This window comes from Rhodococcus sp. KRD162 (genome assembly GCF_017168335.1).
Classification (GTDB): domain Bacteria; phylum Actinomycetota; class Actinomycetes; order Mycobacteriales; family Mycobacteriaceae; genus Rhodococcoides.
The window spans coordinates 39,256-55,419 of record NZ_JABFAU010000006.1; the positions used below are offsets into that span (position 1 = coordinate 39,256).

Here is a 16,164-nt window from a genome sequence, read left to right on the forward strand (position 1 = left end):
GCGCCGGGAACGCAAGTCTCAACTTCAACTCGAGACCCACCTGTCACACACTCCGTGGATGCGCGACAATGGACCGGTGAACGAGCCCCAGGACACCTCTGTCGACACCGAGGACGACGCCGTGCAGACCCACGAACGGGGCTCTCGGCTGTACCCACGAGTGACGAGCTTTCGCTCTCGGCGCGGAGCACTGACCGAGGCTCAGCAGAGCACCTGGGACAACCTGTGGCCGCGAATCGGCCGCGATGTCGCCGACGAGCAGATCGACATCGACTCCTGGTTCGGCCGCAGCGGCCCGGCGATCCTCGAGATCGGATCCGGCACCGGCACCGCCACGACCGCAATGGCTGCGGCCGAGCCGCACGTCAACCTCATGGCGGTCGAGGTGTACCGCCCGGGTCTGGCACAGACGCTGCAACAGATAGAGCGAGAAGGCATCGAGAACATCCGACTGTTACGCGGTGACGCGATGGATGTACTGGAGAACATGCTCTGCACGGAGTCGTTGACCGGCGTTCGGGTCTTCTTTCCCGATCCCTGGCCCAAGGCTCGCCACCACAAACGTCGCCTGCTTCAGGGGCCGACGTTCGCGATGATCGCGGATCGGCTGAAACCGGGTGGCGTTCTGCACGTGGCCACCGATCACTCCGAATACGCTGAGTGGATTGCCGAGGCCGGGAACGCCGAGCCCGGTTTGACCGTTCTCGATTGGGAATCACCCATGACGCACGAGCGGCCGGTGACCAAGTTCGAGGGCAAGGCGCAGCAGATCGGTAGCTCGGTGACGGAATTGATCTGGGGAAAGAAGACATCATGAGCGTCAGTACCGACATGCCCGACACCGTGATCGACCCCTCCGAGCTCGGTGCGATCGGTGACTCGCGCCACACCAAGCGAGTCCTGCTGGTCTGGGATGCCCCCAACCTGGACATGGGACTCGGCGCGATTCTGGGCGGTAGACCAACGGCCGCCTACCGCCCCCGGTTCGATGCGCTGGGCCGATGGCTGCTCAGCCGCACCGCCGAACTCTCCGCCTCGAGCACCATGACCCTCGAGCCCGAGGCGACGGTATTCACCAACATCGCTCCCGGCAGCGCCGATGTCGTCCGGCCCTGGGTCGAAGCATTGCGTAACGTGGGGTTCGCGGTGTTCGCCAAGCCCAAGGTCGACGAAGACAGCGATGTCGACGAAGACATGCTCGACCATATCGACTTCCGCAACCGTGACGGCGGCCTCGCCGGGGTCATGGTCGCGTCGGCCGACGGTCAAGCGTTCAAGGGCCCCTTGGAGGCCATCGCAGCGACCGGAGTGCCCGTGCAGGTACTGGGCTTTCGGGAGCACGCAAGCTGGGCTGTCACGTCCGACATTCTGGAGTTCCTCGATCTGGAGGACATTCCGGGGGTCTTCCGTGAACCACTGCCTCGGATGAGTCTCGATTCGCTCCCCGACGAGGGCGCGTGGCTGCAGCCCTTCCGACCGCTGTCCGCCCTGCTCGTCGGGCGCCAAGGAGTTTCTTAAGTGTTCGCCAGATGGGGAGACATCGTCTACCGCCTGCGGTACACCGTCATCGGTGTCATGGTGGCTGCACTGTTGGGCTTCGCTGCCTACGGTCTCGATCTCAACAGCCATCTCAGTCAGAGCGGCTGGGACGATCCCACGTCGGAATCGGCTCAGGCTGCCCGTCTGGCAGATACGACGTTCGGCCGCGACAAGCAGGGTGACGTCATCGTCCTCTACACCGCGCCCGAGGGCTCGACCATCGACGATCCGACGTTCCAGTCCAAGATCATCGCCAACCTCGATTCGCTCACGGCCGACCATCCCGATCAGATCGACAAAGTCAACGCCAGCTACTTCAAGACGGCGGTCGCGCCCAGCCTCCCTGTTCTCGGTACCTCCGACAAGCAACATGCAATTGCCAGCATCGCCATCAAAGGCGACAACGACACCGAACTGACGAACAACTTCCAGGCCGTCAAGGACGCGTTCTACATCGATGGCGTCAATGTGCAGGTGACCGGCCTACAGGCCGTGGCAGGCGCGCTGCAGTCGACGATGGCAGGCGACATCCACCGGATGGAATTGCTCGCCATCCCTGCCGTCGCGGTGCTGCTGTTCTTCATCTTCGGTGGCGTCGTCGCTGCCGCGCTGCCGTTGATCATCGGCGGCCTGACGGTCGTCGGAGCCAACGGCATCGTGAAGGTGTTCACCAACTTCACCGAGGTCAACTCGTTCGTCGCGCCCGTGGTCTCGCTCGTCGGCCTCGGCCTCGCTATCGACTACGGATTGTTCATCGTGTCGAGATTCCGAGAAGAACTCGGCGACGGCTATACGACGCGACAGGCCGTCCGCCGCACCGTCATGACGGCCGGTCGCACGGTCGTGTTCTCCGCAACGATGATCGTCGCGTCCCTCGGCGGCCTGCTGCTGTTCCCGCAGGGCTTCCTCAAGTCGGTGGCCTACGGCTCCATCGCCACCGTCGCACTCGCGGCACTGACCGCCATCACGATTCTGCCCGCGATCCTCGCCATCCTCGGCCCGCGCGTCGATGCGCTCGGCCTGAAGTTCATGCGCAAGACCAAGTCGAGCGAGGAAATCGAGAACGGCATGTGGGGCCGACTCACCCGCTGGGTGATGCGCAACCCCGTCAAGGTCACCGTGCCCATCGTGCTCGGTCTGGTGCTCCTGACGCTGCCCGTCGGCAACATCAAATTCGGCGGCATCAACGAGACCTACCTGCCTCCGGACAACGTCACCCGCGTCGCGCAGGGCGAGTTCGATTCCCTCTTCCCAGGCCAGCGCACCGAGCCCATCAAACTGGTGATCAGCAACGCGCAGGGCGCCAACCTGGCCCAGATCACGAACCAAGCCGACAACGCTCCGGGCCTGGTCGAGAAGTTCACACCCGTCGGCGCCAGCAAAGACGGCGTCATCGTGTTCAAAGCCGGCCTGGTCGATCGCAACGACTCGAAGCCGGCGATCGACTACCTGCGCAGCATCGACGTCCCGGACGGGGCGACGGTTCTCGTGGGCGGCACCCCTGCCATCGAGCAGGACTCCATCAGTGCGCTCATCGACAAACTGCCACTGATGGCCGTGCTGGTGGTGTTCATCGTGACGCTGCTGATGTTCTTGACGTTCGGATCGTTGGTGCTGCCGATCAAGGCGGTGCTCATGACCGTCCTCGGCCTCGGGGCCACCATGGGAATTCTGACGTGGATATTCATCGACGGAAACGGCGCGGGGCTGATGAACTTCACCCCCGGACCGATCATGGCCCCGGTCTTGGTGCTGATCATCTCCATCGTGTTCGGACTGTCCACCGACTACGAGGTATTCCTACTCTCCAGAATGGTGGAGGCACGCGAAAAGGGTGCCAGCACAAGCGAAGCCATCCGGATCGGCACCTCGCACACCGGACGCATCATCACCGCCGCAGCCTTGATCCTCATCGTCGTCACCGGAGCATTCGCGTTCTCCGATCTGGTGATGATGAAGTACATCGCCTACGGCATGATCGCCGCACTCATCATCGACGCCACCCTGATCCGCATGTTCCTCGTGCCTGCCACGATGAAGCTGCTCGGCGACGACTGCTGGTGGGCCCCGCAGTGGATGAAGCGCATTCAGCGCAAGCTCGGACTCGGCGAGACAATTCTCGAGGACGAACTCCTCCCGATCGCCGACGTTCCCGAACTCGCCCTGGCCGGGGGCGCGCCGTCCACCAAAGTCGCACCGCCCATCCGTCCGGCACCGCGCCGCAGCGAACCACTCACCGAGCCCATTCCCGTTGTCGCACCGCATGGTTCAGGCCCCATCAGGGCGACTCACGCGGCGAAGGAAGAGTCCCGGCGCACCGTGACGGGGCGGCCGGCAACACCACCCGAGGACGAACCGACTCGCGCAACTCAGGCCGCCCCTGCGCCTCGACGCGCTCCCGAGCCGGCCCCGAGCCGGCCGGTGCCGCCGCGTCCAACCGTCGAACCGGAGCCGACCCAGGCTGCCGATGTTGTTCGTCCTGCGTCCCCGGCCGATTCGGACGCCGCTCCCCCGTCGGCTCGGCCCCCGCGCCCATCGAGTGCTCCCCGACCACCGGTCGCGCCGCCCAGTCGAAGCCGTGTCGGGCGGGCACCACGAGCCGAGGAACCCGACTCACGATCGATCGAGAGTTGGCTCGCCGACCTGCGTGCACCCAGTGCATCTCCGCCGTCGAGTCGGCCGAGTTCGACGAGCACAGGCGCAGGCGCAGGCCGGAATGGGTCCCACAACGGTTCCACAGCCGAGGGCACGGGCCAGAACGAATCGGGCTACAACGGTTCCGCTTCCGAGGACGCGGGCCACAACGGGCGTGCCGATAACGGTTCGTCACAGAACGGTTCCCCTCGGAACGGCTACGTCAGCAATGCATCCGGGCGCAACAGCACCAATGCATCCGGCCGCAACGGCACCAATGGCTCCGAGCGCAACAGCACAAATGGCTCCGGGCGCAACAGCACCAATGGCTCCGGACGCACCGACACCGAGCAGAACGGGTCCGAGCACAACGGAAGCGGCCACACCGAACCCACGCCGAGCGAGTCACCCAAGCCCTCGGGCCGACGGGCAGCACCGTCCACCGAAGGCGGAGACAGCGGTCGTCATCGCGGCGGCGAGAACGGACAGGTGGTCAGCGTCAGCGAACTGATCGCCCGCGAGCGCAATCGTTCACGCTGACGATCGGATGAACCGGCTGTCTTCTCCAGACAGCTCCCCGAGCAGTGCTCCCGCCCCCGGGAGGATCGTTTCGCAGGCTACACTCCCGCTTCAAGGGTCGGGTTCACTCACGAGGCGGATCGTCGCGTGTACCGAGGGGGAGTTCTACACACGTGTTCGTTCGATGGGGAAATGTCGTCCACCGCCTCCGATACTCCGTTCTCGGGGTCATGGTGGCGGGATCAGCAATTCTGGCCGCCTACGGCTGGGACCTCCCAGACCACCTGAGTCAGAGCGGCTTCGACGACCCGACGTCGCAGTCGGCCGCCGCCAGTAATCTCATCGACGAGACGTTCGGCCGCGACACCCAGGGCGATGTCATCGTCCTCTACACCGCCCCCGAGGGCTCGACCATCGACGATCCGGCTTTCGACGCAGCGATTGTCCAGAATCTCGATTCCCTGGTCGCCGACCACCCGGATCGCATCGCGAAGATCAACGGTAGCTACTTCCGGACAGACCAGGCCCCTGCGCTCCCCGTGCTCGGCACCGCCGACAAGCAGCATGCCATCGCGAGCATCGCGATCGTCGGCAACGACGACACCGAGCTGACCAACAATTTTCAGGCAGTCCAGAACGACTTCTACATCGATGGTGTCGACGTGCAGGTCGCCGGCCAACAGGCGGTCGCTGCCGCACTCCAGTCGACGATGACCGATGACATCCATCGCATGGAGGTCCTCGCCATCCCAGCCGTGGCGGTACTGCTGTTCTTCGTTTTCGGCGGGGTGGTCGCTGCCGCGCTGCCACTCGTCGTCGGCGCTCTGACGGTGATCGGGGCCAACGGCATCGTCAAGCTCTTCACCCACGTCACCGAGGTCAACACCTTCGTCGCACCGGTGGTGTCCCTGGTGGGTCTCGGCTTGGCGATCGACTACGGCCTGTTCATCGTCTCGCGTTTCCGAGAGGAACTGGGCGACGGCCGTTCGACTCCCGATGCGATCCGTCGAACAGTCATGACCGCGGGCCGCACGGTGGTGTTCTCGGCGACGATGATCGTTGCGTGCCTCGGGGGCCTGCTGCTGTTTCCGCACGGGTTCTTGCGGTCCGTTGCCCTGGGTTCGATTGCGACAGTTGCTCTTGCCGCGCTGAACGCGATCACCATCCTGCCCGCCATCCTGTCGATTCTCGGCCCTCGTGTCGACGCGCTCGGTCTGAAGTTCATGCGCAAGACCAAGTCCTCGGAGGAGATCGAGAACGGTAGGTGGGGCAAGCTCACGAACTGGGTGATGCGCAACCCCATCAAGGTGGTCGTCACCATCGTTCTCGGACTGCTGGCCCTGACGCTGCCCATCGGCAACCTCGCGTTCGGCGGAATCAACGAAACGTATCTGCCGCCGGACAATCCGACTCGAGTGGCGCAGGAGCAATTCGACGAGTTGTTCCCCGGGCAACGCACCGAACCCATCAAACTGGTCATCCAGAACGCGCAAGGCCCCACACTCGGGGCCATCACCACGCAGGCGAACAACGCACCCGGCCTGATCGAGCCGTTCACTCCGGTCGGTGCCAGCAAAGACGGCATCATCGTCTTCAAGGCCGGGCTGATCGACCGAAACGACGGTGCGCCCGCCATCGAGTATCTGCGCAGCATCAACACCCCCGACGGCACCACAATGCAGGTGACCGGAACGCCTGCGATCGAACGGGATTCGATCGATGCCCTGGTCGACCGGCTACCTCTGATGGCCGTACTGGTCGTCCTCATCGTGACTGTCCTGATGTTCCTGACATTCGGGTCTCTGGTGCTGCCGATCAAGGCAGTGCTCATGACGACGCTCGGCCTCGGGGCCACCATGGGCATCCTGACGTGGATCTTCATCGACGGGCACGGAGCTGCGTGGATGAACTTCACCCCGGGGCCGATCATGGCGATGATTCTTCTGCTGATCGCCGCTATCGTGTTCGGCCTGTCCACGGACTACGAGGTGTTCCTCCTGTCTCGAATGGTCGAGGCTCGCGAAAACGGTTCCAGTACAAGTGCAGCCATCCATATCGGCACCTCGCACACCGGACGCATCATCACCGCCGCAGCCTTGATCCTCATCGTCGTCACCGGAGCATTCGCGTTCTCCGATCTGGTGATGATGAAGTACATCGCCTACGGCATGATCGCCGCACTCATCATCGACGCCACCGTCATCCGCATGTTCCTCGTACCTGCCACGATGAAACTGCTCGGCGACGCCAGCTGGTGGGCACCGGCCGCAATGAAACGAATGCAGAAGAAGCTCGGACTCGGCGAGACTGCTCCCGACGAGGTCTGATTCTCCGCCCCATCGCGGGAGTCAGGATGTAGCTGCACTCTCGCGATCCGCGAACACCTTGGCGTACCGGGTACCGGCGATCAGCAGCAACAGTCCTACGGCGATGAAGGCGATGACGCGGAACAGTCCGTCCAGGGCGACCAGATCGAACAAGAAGAGTTTCGCGATCGCCGCTGCGGTCAAGGACAGCCCGGCCAGTAGCGCCACGTGGGCGTGGGTGACGCTGCGCAGCCCGAAGGCCAGCAGCGCGAAGGCCGCGATCATCCACTCGATGGTCGCCGCGGTGTGGCCGGCCGTGAATCCGGTTGTTTCCCCGCCGATTCCGATACCGAGGGTCACCGTGGCCGCCGTCAGCCCGTACAGCGCGAGAACACCGGAGACGACAGCCAGGGTCTGCCTTCCGTCGTCGAGCAATTTCAGTGCGGCCAGGACGTAGGCGAACGCGAAGGCCGTTGCTGCAAGCAGGATTCCGCCGACGATGATCCCCGCGCTTCCGACGGCATGGTCGGAGTCCAGCAGGGTACGCGGAGGGCAGATCGAGACGAACATCAACGCGGCGATCACGCCGAATCCGCTGCCGATCGAGTACGCCAACGTCGAACGGGTGCTGTGCGCAACGGCGAGCAGCGCCAGGGCGACGGCGAACACTACGACCGGGCGGATCTCGACGGTCGTCGATTCGACGGCAGCCTGCAGGGTGGCCAACGCGCCGATCACCGCGACGGTGACGCGGGCGTGTCCGGGGAGCCAACCGACCAGCACGACGATCGCCAGAGCGCCCGCAGCGAGGACCAGTTGAACGGCGACGACGACGGCTCGATCGAAGACGTCCACGCAGAGCAGGACCGGCAGTGACGCGAGGGCGATCATCACGGTCGCTACCACATCGGAGGTGTTGCGGCGCAGCAATTCCAGGGAGGTTCCGATGCCGAGGACGGCCACCGAGACGATGGCCGACAGCAGCCAGTAGTCGCCGGTCGTTCCGCTCACATCGGCACTGGCGACGGCCGCCAGTACCGTACCGACGAGGGGAAGGGTGCGAACGATCTGCAGGAGTTGCCAATTCCGTCCGAGCTGGGCGGGGAAGCCGGCGAGATAGGTGGCCGTGAAGAACGCGATCAAAGTCAGGGTGAGCCCGTCGGTCAGCACCGGGCCACACACGGCGACACCGGCCAGGATCAACACGGCCATCGGCTGCGATGTCCACTGCACCGCCAGGGCCGTTCCCGCAGCTGCGATTCCGAATGCGACGAGCAGACCGATGACCGGATCGAGCCAGCCGTACAGCACCGACGTCGCGAGAACGTCGAGGTAGAGGCCGGCGATTCCGGTGGCGGCGAGGGCGATTCCGCCGACGCGTCCTCCGGAGCGTCCGGACACCCGAACGCCTGCGGCGATCAGTGCGAGCGAGAACACGGCGCCGGCCGCGACGCGCAGCGGCGGGCCGAACCACCCCGCCTGCGCCGCGAGCACCAACAGCATCACGACACCGACGAGGGTGACGCCTGCACCGGCGACGGCGAGCAGGCGGCTGATGACACCGTCCCGCTGCCACCAGGGCTCCCTGGGCGGAGCGGGCGGACGCGGCGCAACTACCGGCCCACGCGGCGTTGGCGCGGCCGGCTGAGTGCGATCGGCCGGCCGGCCGGCGGGCTGACCCATGGTCCGGTGGATCGGCTGACCGTAGTTCTGCGGAGGGGGCTGCTGCGGCACGAAAGGCGCTGCATAGGACTGCGCGAGGGGAACAGGAGCTTGGGGAACAGGAAATTGGCGGGCAGCACCGAGTTGCGACTGCAGGGTCTGCAGATCCACGGCGACCTGACGCATGTGGTCGCCCAGTGAATCGAAGCGACTGGACAGGCGCGCGACGAGTTGCGGATCAAGCCCGGCGTTCTGGGAAGAAGTCATGCGAAAGATTCTGCGGCGGTCGGCCTCGAATAGCGTGAGTAGTGCTACTCGGTTCGCTCGAGTAATCGACGCAGGCCGGGCGCTAGCCGAACATCCTGCGCAGCGAGCTACCGAAGGGATGCTTCGCGGTCACCGAGCCCAGGCGAACCTTGCCCGAGACGACGAGGTGAAGCGGACCATAGGGTGGGCCGGTGCGAACCTTGTTGGTAGCGCTGCCCGCAACGGTGTCGACAGCGTTGAGGTCGACGGTCGCTTCGGTCGGCACGATCAGCGTGACGGTGCTGCAGTAGTCGTCGACGTGTATTTCGACCACCTGGGTGGACATCACGGCTTGGGTGAAATCGAGCGTCACCGTGGACATGCGGGTGGACAGGCGCAAGCTCGGTGGCACGTTCCACTTCCCCTTGCGGGCGATGGTGGACATGGTGCCGCGCAGCGTGTCCGAGGATCCGCCGCCGTGGCCCCAGTGCTCCTGGACGACGCGGCGCGGGGGCGGTTCGGCAACCGGCTTCACCGACGGGCGATGCTGCTCGGCGATCTGCATCCCGGGCAGGTCCGCCAGTACCGAATTCAGCTCACCACGAGTTTTCGACGCCAAGGCGGTGTCCATGCGCTCGGTGAACTCGCCGAGCGAGAGCATGCCCTGTCCCACCGCGCGTTGCAGCAGCTGGCCGACGTGCTCGCGTTCGGCATCGGACACTCGCAGATCCCTGGCCTCCATGCATCCAGGGTAGCGAAGATCTCAGGCTGCGCGACCACCGAGAACCGAGAGCATTCCAGACACCGAAGCGGGCCAACCGAACTGTTCGGCACGCAACCTGGCGGCGATGCGACGGCCGTCGGCAGGGAGTTCGAGTACGCGCGCGATCTCGGCGGCGAACCCGTCCGCGGTGTTCTTCGAGGATCCTCCGCAGTGTGGGGTGACGATCTGTGCCAGCGCCGAGGTCTCGGAGACGACGACGGGGGTGCCCACTGCCAGTGACTCCAGCGCGGCGAGCCCAAAGGTTTCGTGCGGTCCGGGTGCGAGCGCGATGTCGGCCGAGGCCAGCAACTCCGCGACCGTCGATCGGCCGGAGACGAATCCGAGGAAATCGACGGGTAGGCCGCGGGCGCGTCGCTGCAGACCTGCCCGGCGAGGTCCGTCGCCGGCGATGATCAATCGCGCGGAAACTCCTGAGTTACGCAGCGCAGCAAGCGAATCGATACTTCTCTCGACGTGCTTTTCCACCGACAGTCGGCCGCAGTGCACCAGTAGCCGTTCCGCCAGTGCCGAGCGCTTCTCGACGTGTCTGCGCCGCGGATGGAACAGGTCCAGATCCACCCCGAGAGGCACCCGGTGCACGTTGCGAACACCGATGCGCTCGAACTCCTGCTGAGCGAACTGCGTGGTGCACACGACGGCGTCGTATTGCTCGGCGGTGCGCCGGTTCGCCAGATCGGCGACGGGTCGGGCACAGCGCATCGGCATCGTCTGCGCGAACAGTCGATCGAGGCGCTCGTGAGAGATCATCACGCTGCGGATGTCCCGGCGGGCGGCCCAGCGACCCATGCCACGCAGCGTGAGTCGATCCGACACCTCGATCACGTCCGGCCGCAGTCCGGACGCCACCGAAGACACCCGGCGCGGATCGGCCACCCGATAGCCGCCGGTGCACGGAATCTGCGGTGCGGGTACTTCGATGCGGACCACTCCCGAAGGCAACAGTTCTTCACGCCACTGCGCTCCCGGCACGATCAACGTCACCTCGTGACCACCGGCCACGTAACCCGCCCCGAGCTGGTCGACTGCCGTCCGCAGCCCACCGGAGCGTGGCCCGTAGAAGTTGGCGAGTTGCACGATGCGCACTCGCTCAGTCTTCTCACCAGAGGATCCATCCGGCGGCGCGCCGATGGACAGTGACCGAACCCTCGCGGAATTTCTGTGTGGCAATTGCTACCAACGGGTAGGCGGGGCAGATGCGAGCGACACTGCAATCCACCGGTCACACCCCGGCGTCCGAGGTCTGGGAACGCTACATGGAACCGGCGCAGTGGAAGATCTGGGCACCGCAGATCACCGGCGTCGAATACGGCGGCGAGCGTCTCACTGCCGAGACTACCGGTCGGGTGCTGGGACCACTGGGTGTTCCGATCGAGTTTCGGGTGCACTCGATCGACGAACGGTCGCGGACCTGGGCGTGGTCTGCGTGGTTCCAGAATCAGGCCATCGGGATCGACCTGACTCATGGGGTCGTGTCGCGGCCGAGCGGAACCCGGGCCTGGTTGACGGTCGACGGCCCTGCACCCCTGGTGCTGCCCTATCTGCCCGTCGCCAAGTTCGCGCTCCACCGGTTGTGTGCGCGGTAGAGCTACTCGGACCGCGGCACTGTCTTCTCCTCGGACTGGTCGGCTACCTCGGTCGGCTCGGGCGTCGGCAACGACGACTCCTCGCCGGACCCGTCGAGATGGCCGTCGAACTCGTCGATCGCCTCATCGCGTTCGCCGCCGGTCTGATCCTGATCGGCGTCGACGCCTTTCGAATGCTTCGCCGGGTCGACGGTGGTGTCCACTGCTTCGTTGTCGGTCATGGGGTCAAGAGTGCCCGTCGGCCCGCGACGCAAACCCTCACAGACCCTTTTCGATGACGTAGCGGGTCAATTCCACACGATTGGCCAGCTGCAATTTCCGCAGCGTCGCCTGCACGTGATTCTCGACGGTGCGGTGACTGAGCGTCAATCGCGTCGCAATCTGCTTGGCGCTCAGTCCCTTTGCGACCAAACGCAGCACCTCGGTTTCCCTATCCGTCAGCGTCGGGCGGGTGTCGGATTCCGGTTCGGGCGAGGACGACATCCGCCGGAACTCCCCGAGGACCAGGCCCGCGAGGCCGGGTGTGAACACCGCCTGCCCGGCCGACGTGGCGCGGACCGCGTCGAACAGTTCCTCCGCCGACGCACTCTTGACCAGGTATCCCGTCGCACCCGCCTTGATCGCGTCGAGCACGTCGCTGCGTTCTGCCGACGCCGACAGCACCAGGATCTTGGTCTCGGGCGACGCTTCCAGCACCGCCACAGTGGCGTCGGCTCCGTTGCCGTCGGGTAGATGCATGTCCATCAGCACGACGTCGGGAGTGGTGGCCCGGGCCCGGCGTCCAGCAGCGGCAACGCCGTCCGCGGTGGCAACGACCCTGAATCCGGCGGCATCGAGATCACGGGCAACACCGTCGCGCCACATCGGATGATCGTCGACGACCATCACCGCGATCTCGGAATGCGCGTTCTCGTCCTCGTTCATGCCGGTCCTCCCGCTCGTGGTACTCGGATCTCCCATTCGGTCCCCTCGCCCTCGTTGGTGTCGAGTATCGCAGTGCCACCGAGGGATTCGACGCGGCCGAGGATCGATTTCGACACTCCCATCCGGCCTTCGGCTTCGGCGGCGGCAAGCCGTCCAGCTGGGATCCCTTGTCCGTCGTCGCGAATACTCACGATCAACTCCCCGTCGACGTCTTCGAGCAGTACGTAGGCCCGTGCCTCGGCACCGGCATGGAGTTCGACATTGGACAAGGCAGTTGCGACGACGGCGGCCAGTTCCCGGGCCACGTGGGATTCGACGAGAACCGGATCGGCAGGGGTCGAGACGGACACCGCGGTACTGGCCTGGGTGTTCAGCAGCGCCCTGACGTCGACGATCGAACCGGGGTGCTCACTACGCGGAACGGCCTGCTCCGAGATCAGTACCCGCAGAGCGACTTCCTGTTCCCCGGCCAGCTCCGCGAGTTCGGCTGCCGGACCGCCTATTTCGAGACCGCGCCTTCGAACCAAGGCCAGGACCTGCAGCACCCCGTCGTGCACTTGCCTGGCGAGCCGTTCGCGTTCTTCGGTGATCGCGGCCGAACGTGCTGCGCGACGCAACTCCTCGTGCGAGCGGCGGGCGGTGTTCGACGCCAATCCCAGTGCCAGTCCCGCCGAGAGCAGAACCGGGGCGGTGGCGTCGGACCACAGGTCGAGATCGAAGCGGTCACGGACGAGGGCGCTGACCACCGACATCACCACTCCCGACGCGATTCCGCCTCTGGGCCCCCACAGGATCGCGGCGGAGATGACGGCATTGGTGGCCCACAGGGTGGTCGGCAAGGTCTGGCGGGTGCTGTACCAGTCGTAGTCGGCCACCAGGCGCGTCGATGCCATCAACGCGATGACGATGACCTGGTCGGCGAGCACCACCTGCCAACGCGGAAGCGTTGCACGTGAGAGCACCAGCGCAGAAGCTCCCGACCACACGGCCATCAGAGCTACGAGAACCCAACTCAACCGCGGATTGACGTAATTGTCGACGGTGGCGGCCTGATAACTGATGGCGTAGACGAGGGTGATCAGCCTGAAAGCCTGGGAGGCCCGCCACAGCGGGGTGTCGGGATCGGACGAGGTGAGCGTGGTTCGCACCCGATCAACCGTCGGCATCGGTCTTCGAACCTCCGCTCTCCGGCTCCGGGATCGTCAACTCCCCCTTGGGAAGCCGCTCCGGCTCGTAGGCACCCGGCGGTGTGTGCGGATCGCTCGGTTCGGCCGAGTACAGCGGATCGGTCTCCTCGGGTTCGGAAAACACCTCGTCCGGGTCGTCGGCGAGCAGTGACCGAACGGCGGTGTTGAGGACTGCGACGATCGGTACTGCCAGCAAGCCTCCGACGATGCCCGCGAGCAGGATTCCGACGGTGATGGACAGCACCACCGCGAGCGGGTGCAGTCGCACTGCGCGGCCCAGCAGAAGTGGTTGCAGCACATGCCCTTCGAGCTGCATGACGGCCACCACGATGCCGAGGGTGATGACGGCGGTGATCAGCCCCTTGGTCACCAAGGCGATGAACACGGCGACGAACCCGGTCAACACGGCACCGATGATCGGGATGAACGCACCGATGAAGACCAGCGATGCGAGCGGAAGAGCCAGCGGAACACCGAGAACGGCGAGACCTGCGCCGATGCCGATCGCATCGGCGGCGGCGACGGCGACCGTCGCGCGGACGTATCCCACGAGCGAACCGAAACCCTGAATGCCGGCGGTCCGGATCTTGCGGCGGGCCTGGGTCGGTGCCAGACGCGTGACGAACTGCCAGATCTGATCACCGCCGTACAGAAAGAAGATCAGGATGAACAGGGTGAGCGCTGCCCCGGTGAGGATTTCGCCGATCACCGTGGCGGTGGTCAGTGCTCCGCTGGTGACTGCTTGCTGATTGTCCTGAACGACCTTGACGATGTTGTCGGTGGCTTGTCGAATCTGGTCTTCGCTGATGTGCAGAGGGCCGCTGGTGAGCCAGCTCTCGACGCTGTTGATCGATTGGGTGAACTGATCGCCCACCTGCGGGAGGCCCTCGATGAACTGCTCGACGATGAAGGTCATGATCCCGGCGACTACGCCGATGCTCGCGATGATGACGATGATCACCGCGAGGGCTCGCGGTACCCCGCGCCGGTGCATCCAGTCGACGACCGGGACCAACATCGCCGAGGCCAACAAGGCGAGACCCAACGGGATGACGACGGTGCTGAGTCTCGCGACCACATAGGCGAAAGTGACGAACCCGGCAAACAGGACAAGCAGTCGCCACGTCCATTCCGCCCCCACCCGCACCAGGGGATGCACCGAATCCGCGGCCGAAGTGAGGCGCGGGGACGCCCCCGTACCTTGCGCCCGCAACTCGTCGGTGCTCACCCGCTAAATTTAACCTGTGCTGGCATCTTTCCGAGCGGTCTCGCTCACCCTGAAGAGTCGCTGGCCGCTCTATATGTTCTCGATGCTCATCGCCAACGTCTTCGGCGCGGTGCTGGTGTTCGCATTCGTTCGCTACGGCCTACCCATCCCGGAGTCGCAGTCCATCGTGGCCGACCGGGTTCGCAACGTGTACATCTTCGGGGCCTATCTGGGCGTGGCCCTGGTGGTCAGCCTGATCTACGCCTACTTCCTGCTGCGTTCGGTCATTCGATGGCAGTTGCGCGGCGGTCCGCCCACCCGCAAGGAACAGATGACGACGCTGCACGCGCCGTTGCGACAGGCCATCGTGCACCTGATTCTGTGGATCATCGGCGGCATCATCTTCGTACTGTTGACCATCGCGGAGATGCCGTCCCTGTCGGTCGCCGTCATCGTCACCGTCGGTATGGCCGCCACCGTCACCTTCGGGTTCACCTACATGCTCGGCGAACGCATTCTGCGTCCCGTCGCGGCGATGGCCTTGAGCGAAGGTCGGTTCGATCGCACGATGACGCCCGGCGTCGGCACCCGGATGGCCATGACGTGGGGGCTGGGCACCTTGATGCCCGTCATCGGCATCATCTTGCTGTGCGCCACCCAGCTCACCACCGATCTCGTCTTCTCCCCCAATGCACTCGCGGTCGCCATCATCCTGCTCAGCGTGTTGGCGATCGTGCAGGCGTTCGTGCTCTCGATGCTCACCGCGAGCCAGATCTCCGACCCGATCAGTGCGCTGCACAGCGCCATCGAGCGAGTGCAGCGCGGTGAAACCGACGTCGAGGTCGATGTGTTCGACGGCAGCGAGATCGGCCGCCTTCAGGTGGGCTTCAACCGGATGATGGAAGAGTCCACCGAACGACGCGTCCTGCGGGAGCTGTTCGGTCAGCACGTCGGTGAGGACGTGGCGCGTCGGGCATTGCAGTTCGGAACCGAACTCGGCGGCGAGACCCGCTTCGTCGCGGTGTTGTTCGTCGACATGGTCGGCAGCACCGCCACCGCCTCCGAGCGCCCACCGAGCGAGGTCGTGGTGTTGCTCAACGAGTTCTTCCGGGTGGTCGTCGATGTCGTCGGAAACCATCACGGTTTCGTCAACAAGTTCATGGGCGATGCCGCCCTCGCGATCTTCGGGGCTCCGCTCGATCGCCCGGATGCCCCTACTGCGGCGCTCGCTGCCGCGCGGGAGTTGAGATTTGCGCTGAACGAGATCACCGGGCTCGATATCGGCATCGGCGTCTCCGCGGGCCTGGCCGTCGCAGGAAACATCGGTGCGGCGGAACGCTTCGAGTACACGGTCATCGGAGACCCGGTCAACGAGGCCTCGCGGCTCACCGAGCTGGCCAAGTTGAGACCGGGACGCGTACTGGCGTCGACCTCGGCCCTGTACTTCGCCGATGACGAGGAACAGGAGCAGTGGGAGTTGGGCGACCAGGTGCAACTTCGTGGTCGACGCCGCGCCACTCACCTGGCCTGGCCGGTGGAGCACCCCGACGCCACGCCCGACGACAGTTAGTCT

At 65.2% G+C, this 16,164-nt stretch carries 13 protein-coding genes; 6 read left to right on the forward strand and 7 right to left on the reverse strand.

Annotated features, from left to right (window positions below):
* The first annotated feature begins 40 nt into the window (after window positions 1-40).
* The 4 genes from trmB to J1M87_RS11455 all read left to right on the forward strand — a co-directional run bounded on the left by trmB (window position 41) and on the right by J1M87_RS11455 (window position 7,019).
* A complete protein-coding gene (gene trmB, locus J1M87_RS11440; RefSeq protein ID WP_374222381.1) occupies window positions 41-817 on the forward strand; it encodes a tRNA (guanosine(46)-N7)-methyltransferase TrmB in 777 nt (258 codons plus the stop codon).
* Window positions 814-1,518, forward strand: coding sequence for an NYN domain-containing protein (locus J1M87_RS11445; protein ID WP_206489695.1), 705 nt, complete (start codon window positions 814-816; stop codon window positions 1,516-1,518). The genes trmB and J1M87_RS11445 overlap by 4 nt, the downstream gene beginning before the upstream one ends.
* Window positions 1,519-4,713 (forward strand): MMPL family transporter, encoded by a 3,195-nt coding sequence (locus tag J1M87_RS11450; protein WP_206489696.1) that lies wholly within the window; start codon window positions 1,519-1,521, stop codon window positions 4,711-4,713.
* Between the two features lie 152 nt (window positions 4,714-4,865).
* A complete protein-coding gene (locus J1M87_RS11455; protein ID WP_206489697.1) occupies window positions 4,866-7,019 on the forward strand; it encodes an MMPL family transporter in 2,154 nt (717 codons plus the stop codon).
* A 21-nt stretch (window positions 7,020-7,040) separates the two neighbouring features.
* On the opposite strand, the gene J1M87_RS11460 is transcribed toward J1M87_RS11455, so the two are convergent.
* The 3 genes from J1M87_RS11460 to J1M87_RS11470 form a co-directional block, all read right to left on the reverse strand.
* Window positions 7,041-8,927, reverse strand: coding sequence for a DUF2339 domain-containing protein (locus J1M87_RS11460; protein WP_206489698.1), 1,887 nt, complete (start codon window positions 8,925-8,927; stop codon window positions 7,041-7,043).
* 82 nt (window positions 8,928-9,009) lie between these two features.
* Window positions 9,010-9,648 (reverse strand): DUF1707 domain-containing protein, encoded by a 639-nt coding sequence (locus J1M87_RS11465; protein WP_206489699.1) that lies wholly within the window; start codon window positions 9,646-9,648, stop codon window positions 9,010-9,012.
* Window positions 9,649-9,669: 21 nt separating this feature from the next.
* Window positions 9,670-10,773: a glycosyltransferase gene (locus J1M87_RS11470; RefSeq protein ID WP_206489700.1), complete on the reverse strand. Its 1,104-nt coding sequence runs from the start codon at window positions 10,771-10,773 to the stop codon at window positions 9,670-9,672.
* Window positions 10,774-10,883: 110 nt separating this feature from the next.
* Here J1M87_RS11470 and J1M87_RS11475 point away from each other — a divergent pair, with 110 nt between their 5' ends.
* Window positions 10,884-11,273 (forward strand): MarR family transcriptional regulator, encoded by a 390-nt coding sequence (locus J1M87_RS11475; protein WP_206489701.1) that lies wholly within the window; start codon window positions 10,884-10,886, stop codon window positions 11,271-11,273.
* A 2-nt stretch (window positions 11,274-11,275) separates the two neighbouring features.
* Here J1M87_RS11475 and J1M87_RS11480 read toward each other — a convergent pair whose 3' ends face one another.
* The 4 genes from J1M87_RS11480 to J1M87_RS11495 are packed head-to-tail and all read right to left on the reverse strand — an operon-like array spanning window position 11,276 to window position 14,543.
* Window positions 11,276-11,494: an autophagy-related protein 2 gene (locus J1M87_RS11480; protein WP_206489702.1), complete on the reverse strand. Its 219-nt coding sequence runs from the start codon at window positions 11,492-11,494 to the stop codon at window positions 11,276-11,278.
* A 37-nt stretch (window positions 11,495-11,531) separates the two neighbouring features.
* Window positions 11,532-12,197 carry a response regulator transcription factor gene (locus tag J1M87_RS11485; RefSeq protein ID WP_206489703.1) on the reverse strand — a complete coding sequence of 222 codons (666 nt, stop codon included), beginning with the start codon at window positions 12,195-12,197 and terminating at the stop codon, window positions 11,532-11,534.
* Window positions 12,194-13,363, reverse strand: coding sequence for a MacS family sensor histidine kinase (macS, locus tag J1M87_RS11490; protein WP_206489704.1), 1,170 nt, complete (start codon window positions 13,361-13,363; stop codon window positions 12,194-12,196). Before macS ends, J1M87_RS11485 begins: the two co-directional genes overlap by 4 nt.
* A complete protein-coding gene (locus J1M87_RS11495; RefSeq protein WP_206489750.1) occupies window positions 13,350-14,543 on the reverse strand; it encodes an AI-2E family transporter in 1,194 nt (397 codons plus the stop codon). Before J1M87_RS11495 ends, macS begins: the two co-directional genes overlap by 14 nt.
* 142 nt (window positions 14,544-14,685) lie before the next feature.
* Between J1M87_RS11495 and J1M87_RS11500 the strand changes: the two genes are divergently transcribed.
* On the forward strand, window positions 14,686-16,161 hold the full coding sequence (locus tag J1M87_RS11500; protein ID WP_206489751.1) for an adenylate/guanylate cyclase domain-containing protein: 1,476 nt from the start codon (window positions 14,686-14,688) through the stop codon (window positions 16,159-16,161).
* The last annotated feature ends 3 nt before the right edge of the window (window positions 16,162-16,164 follow it).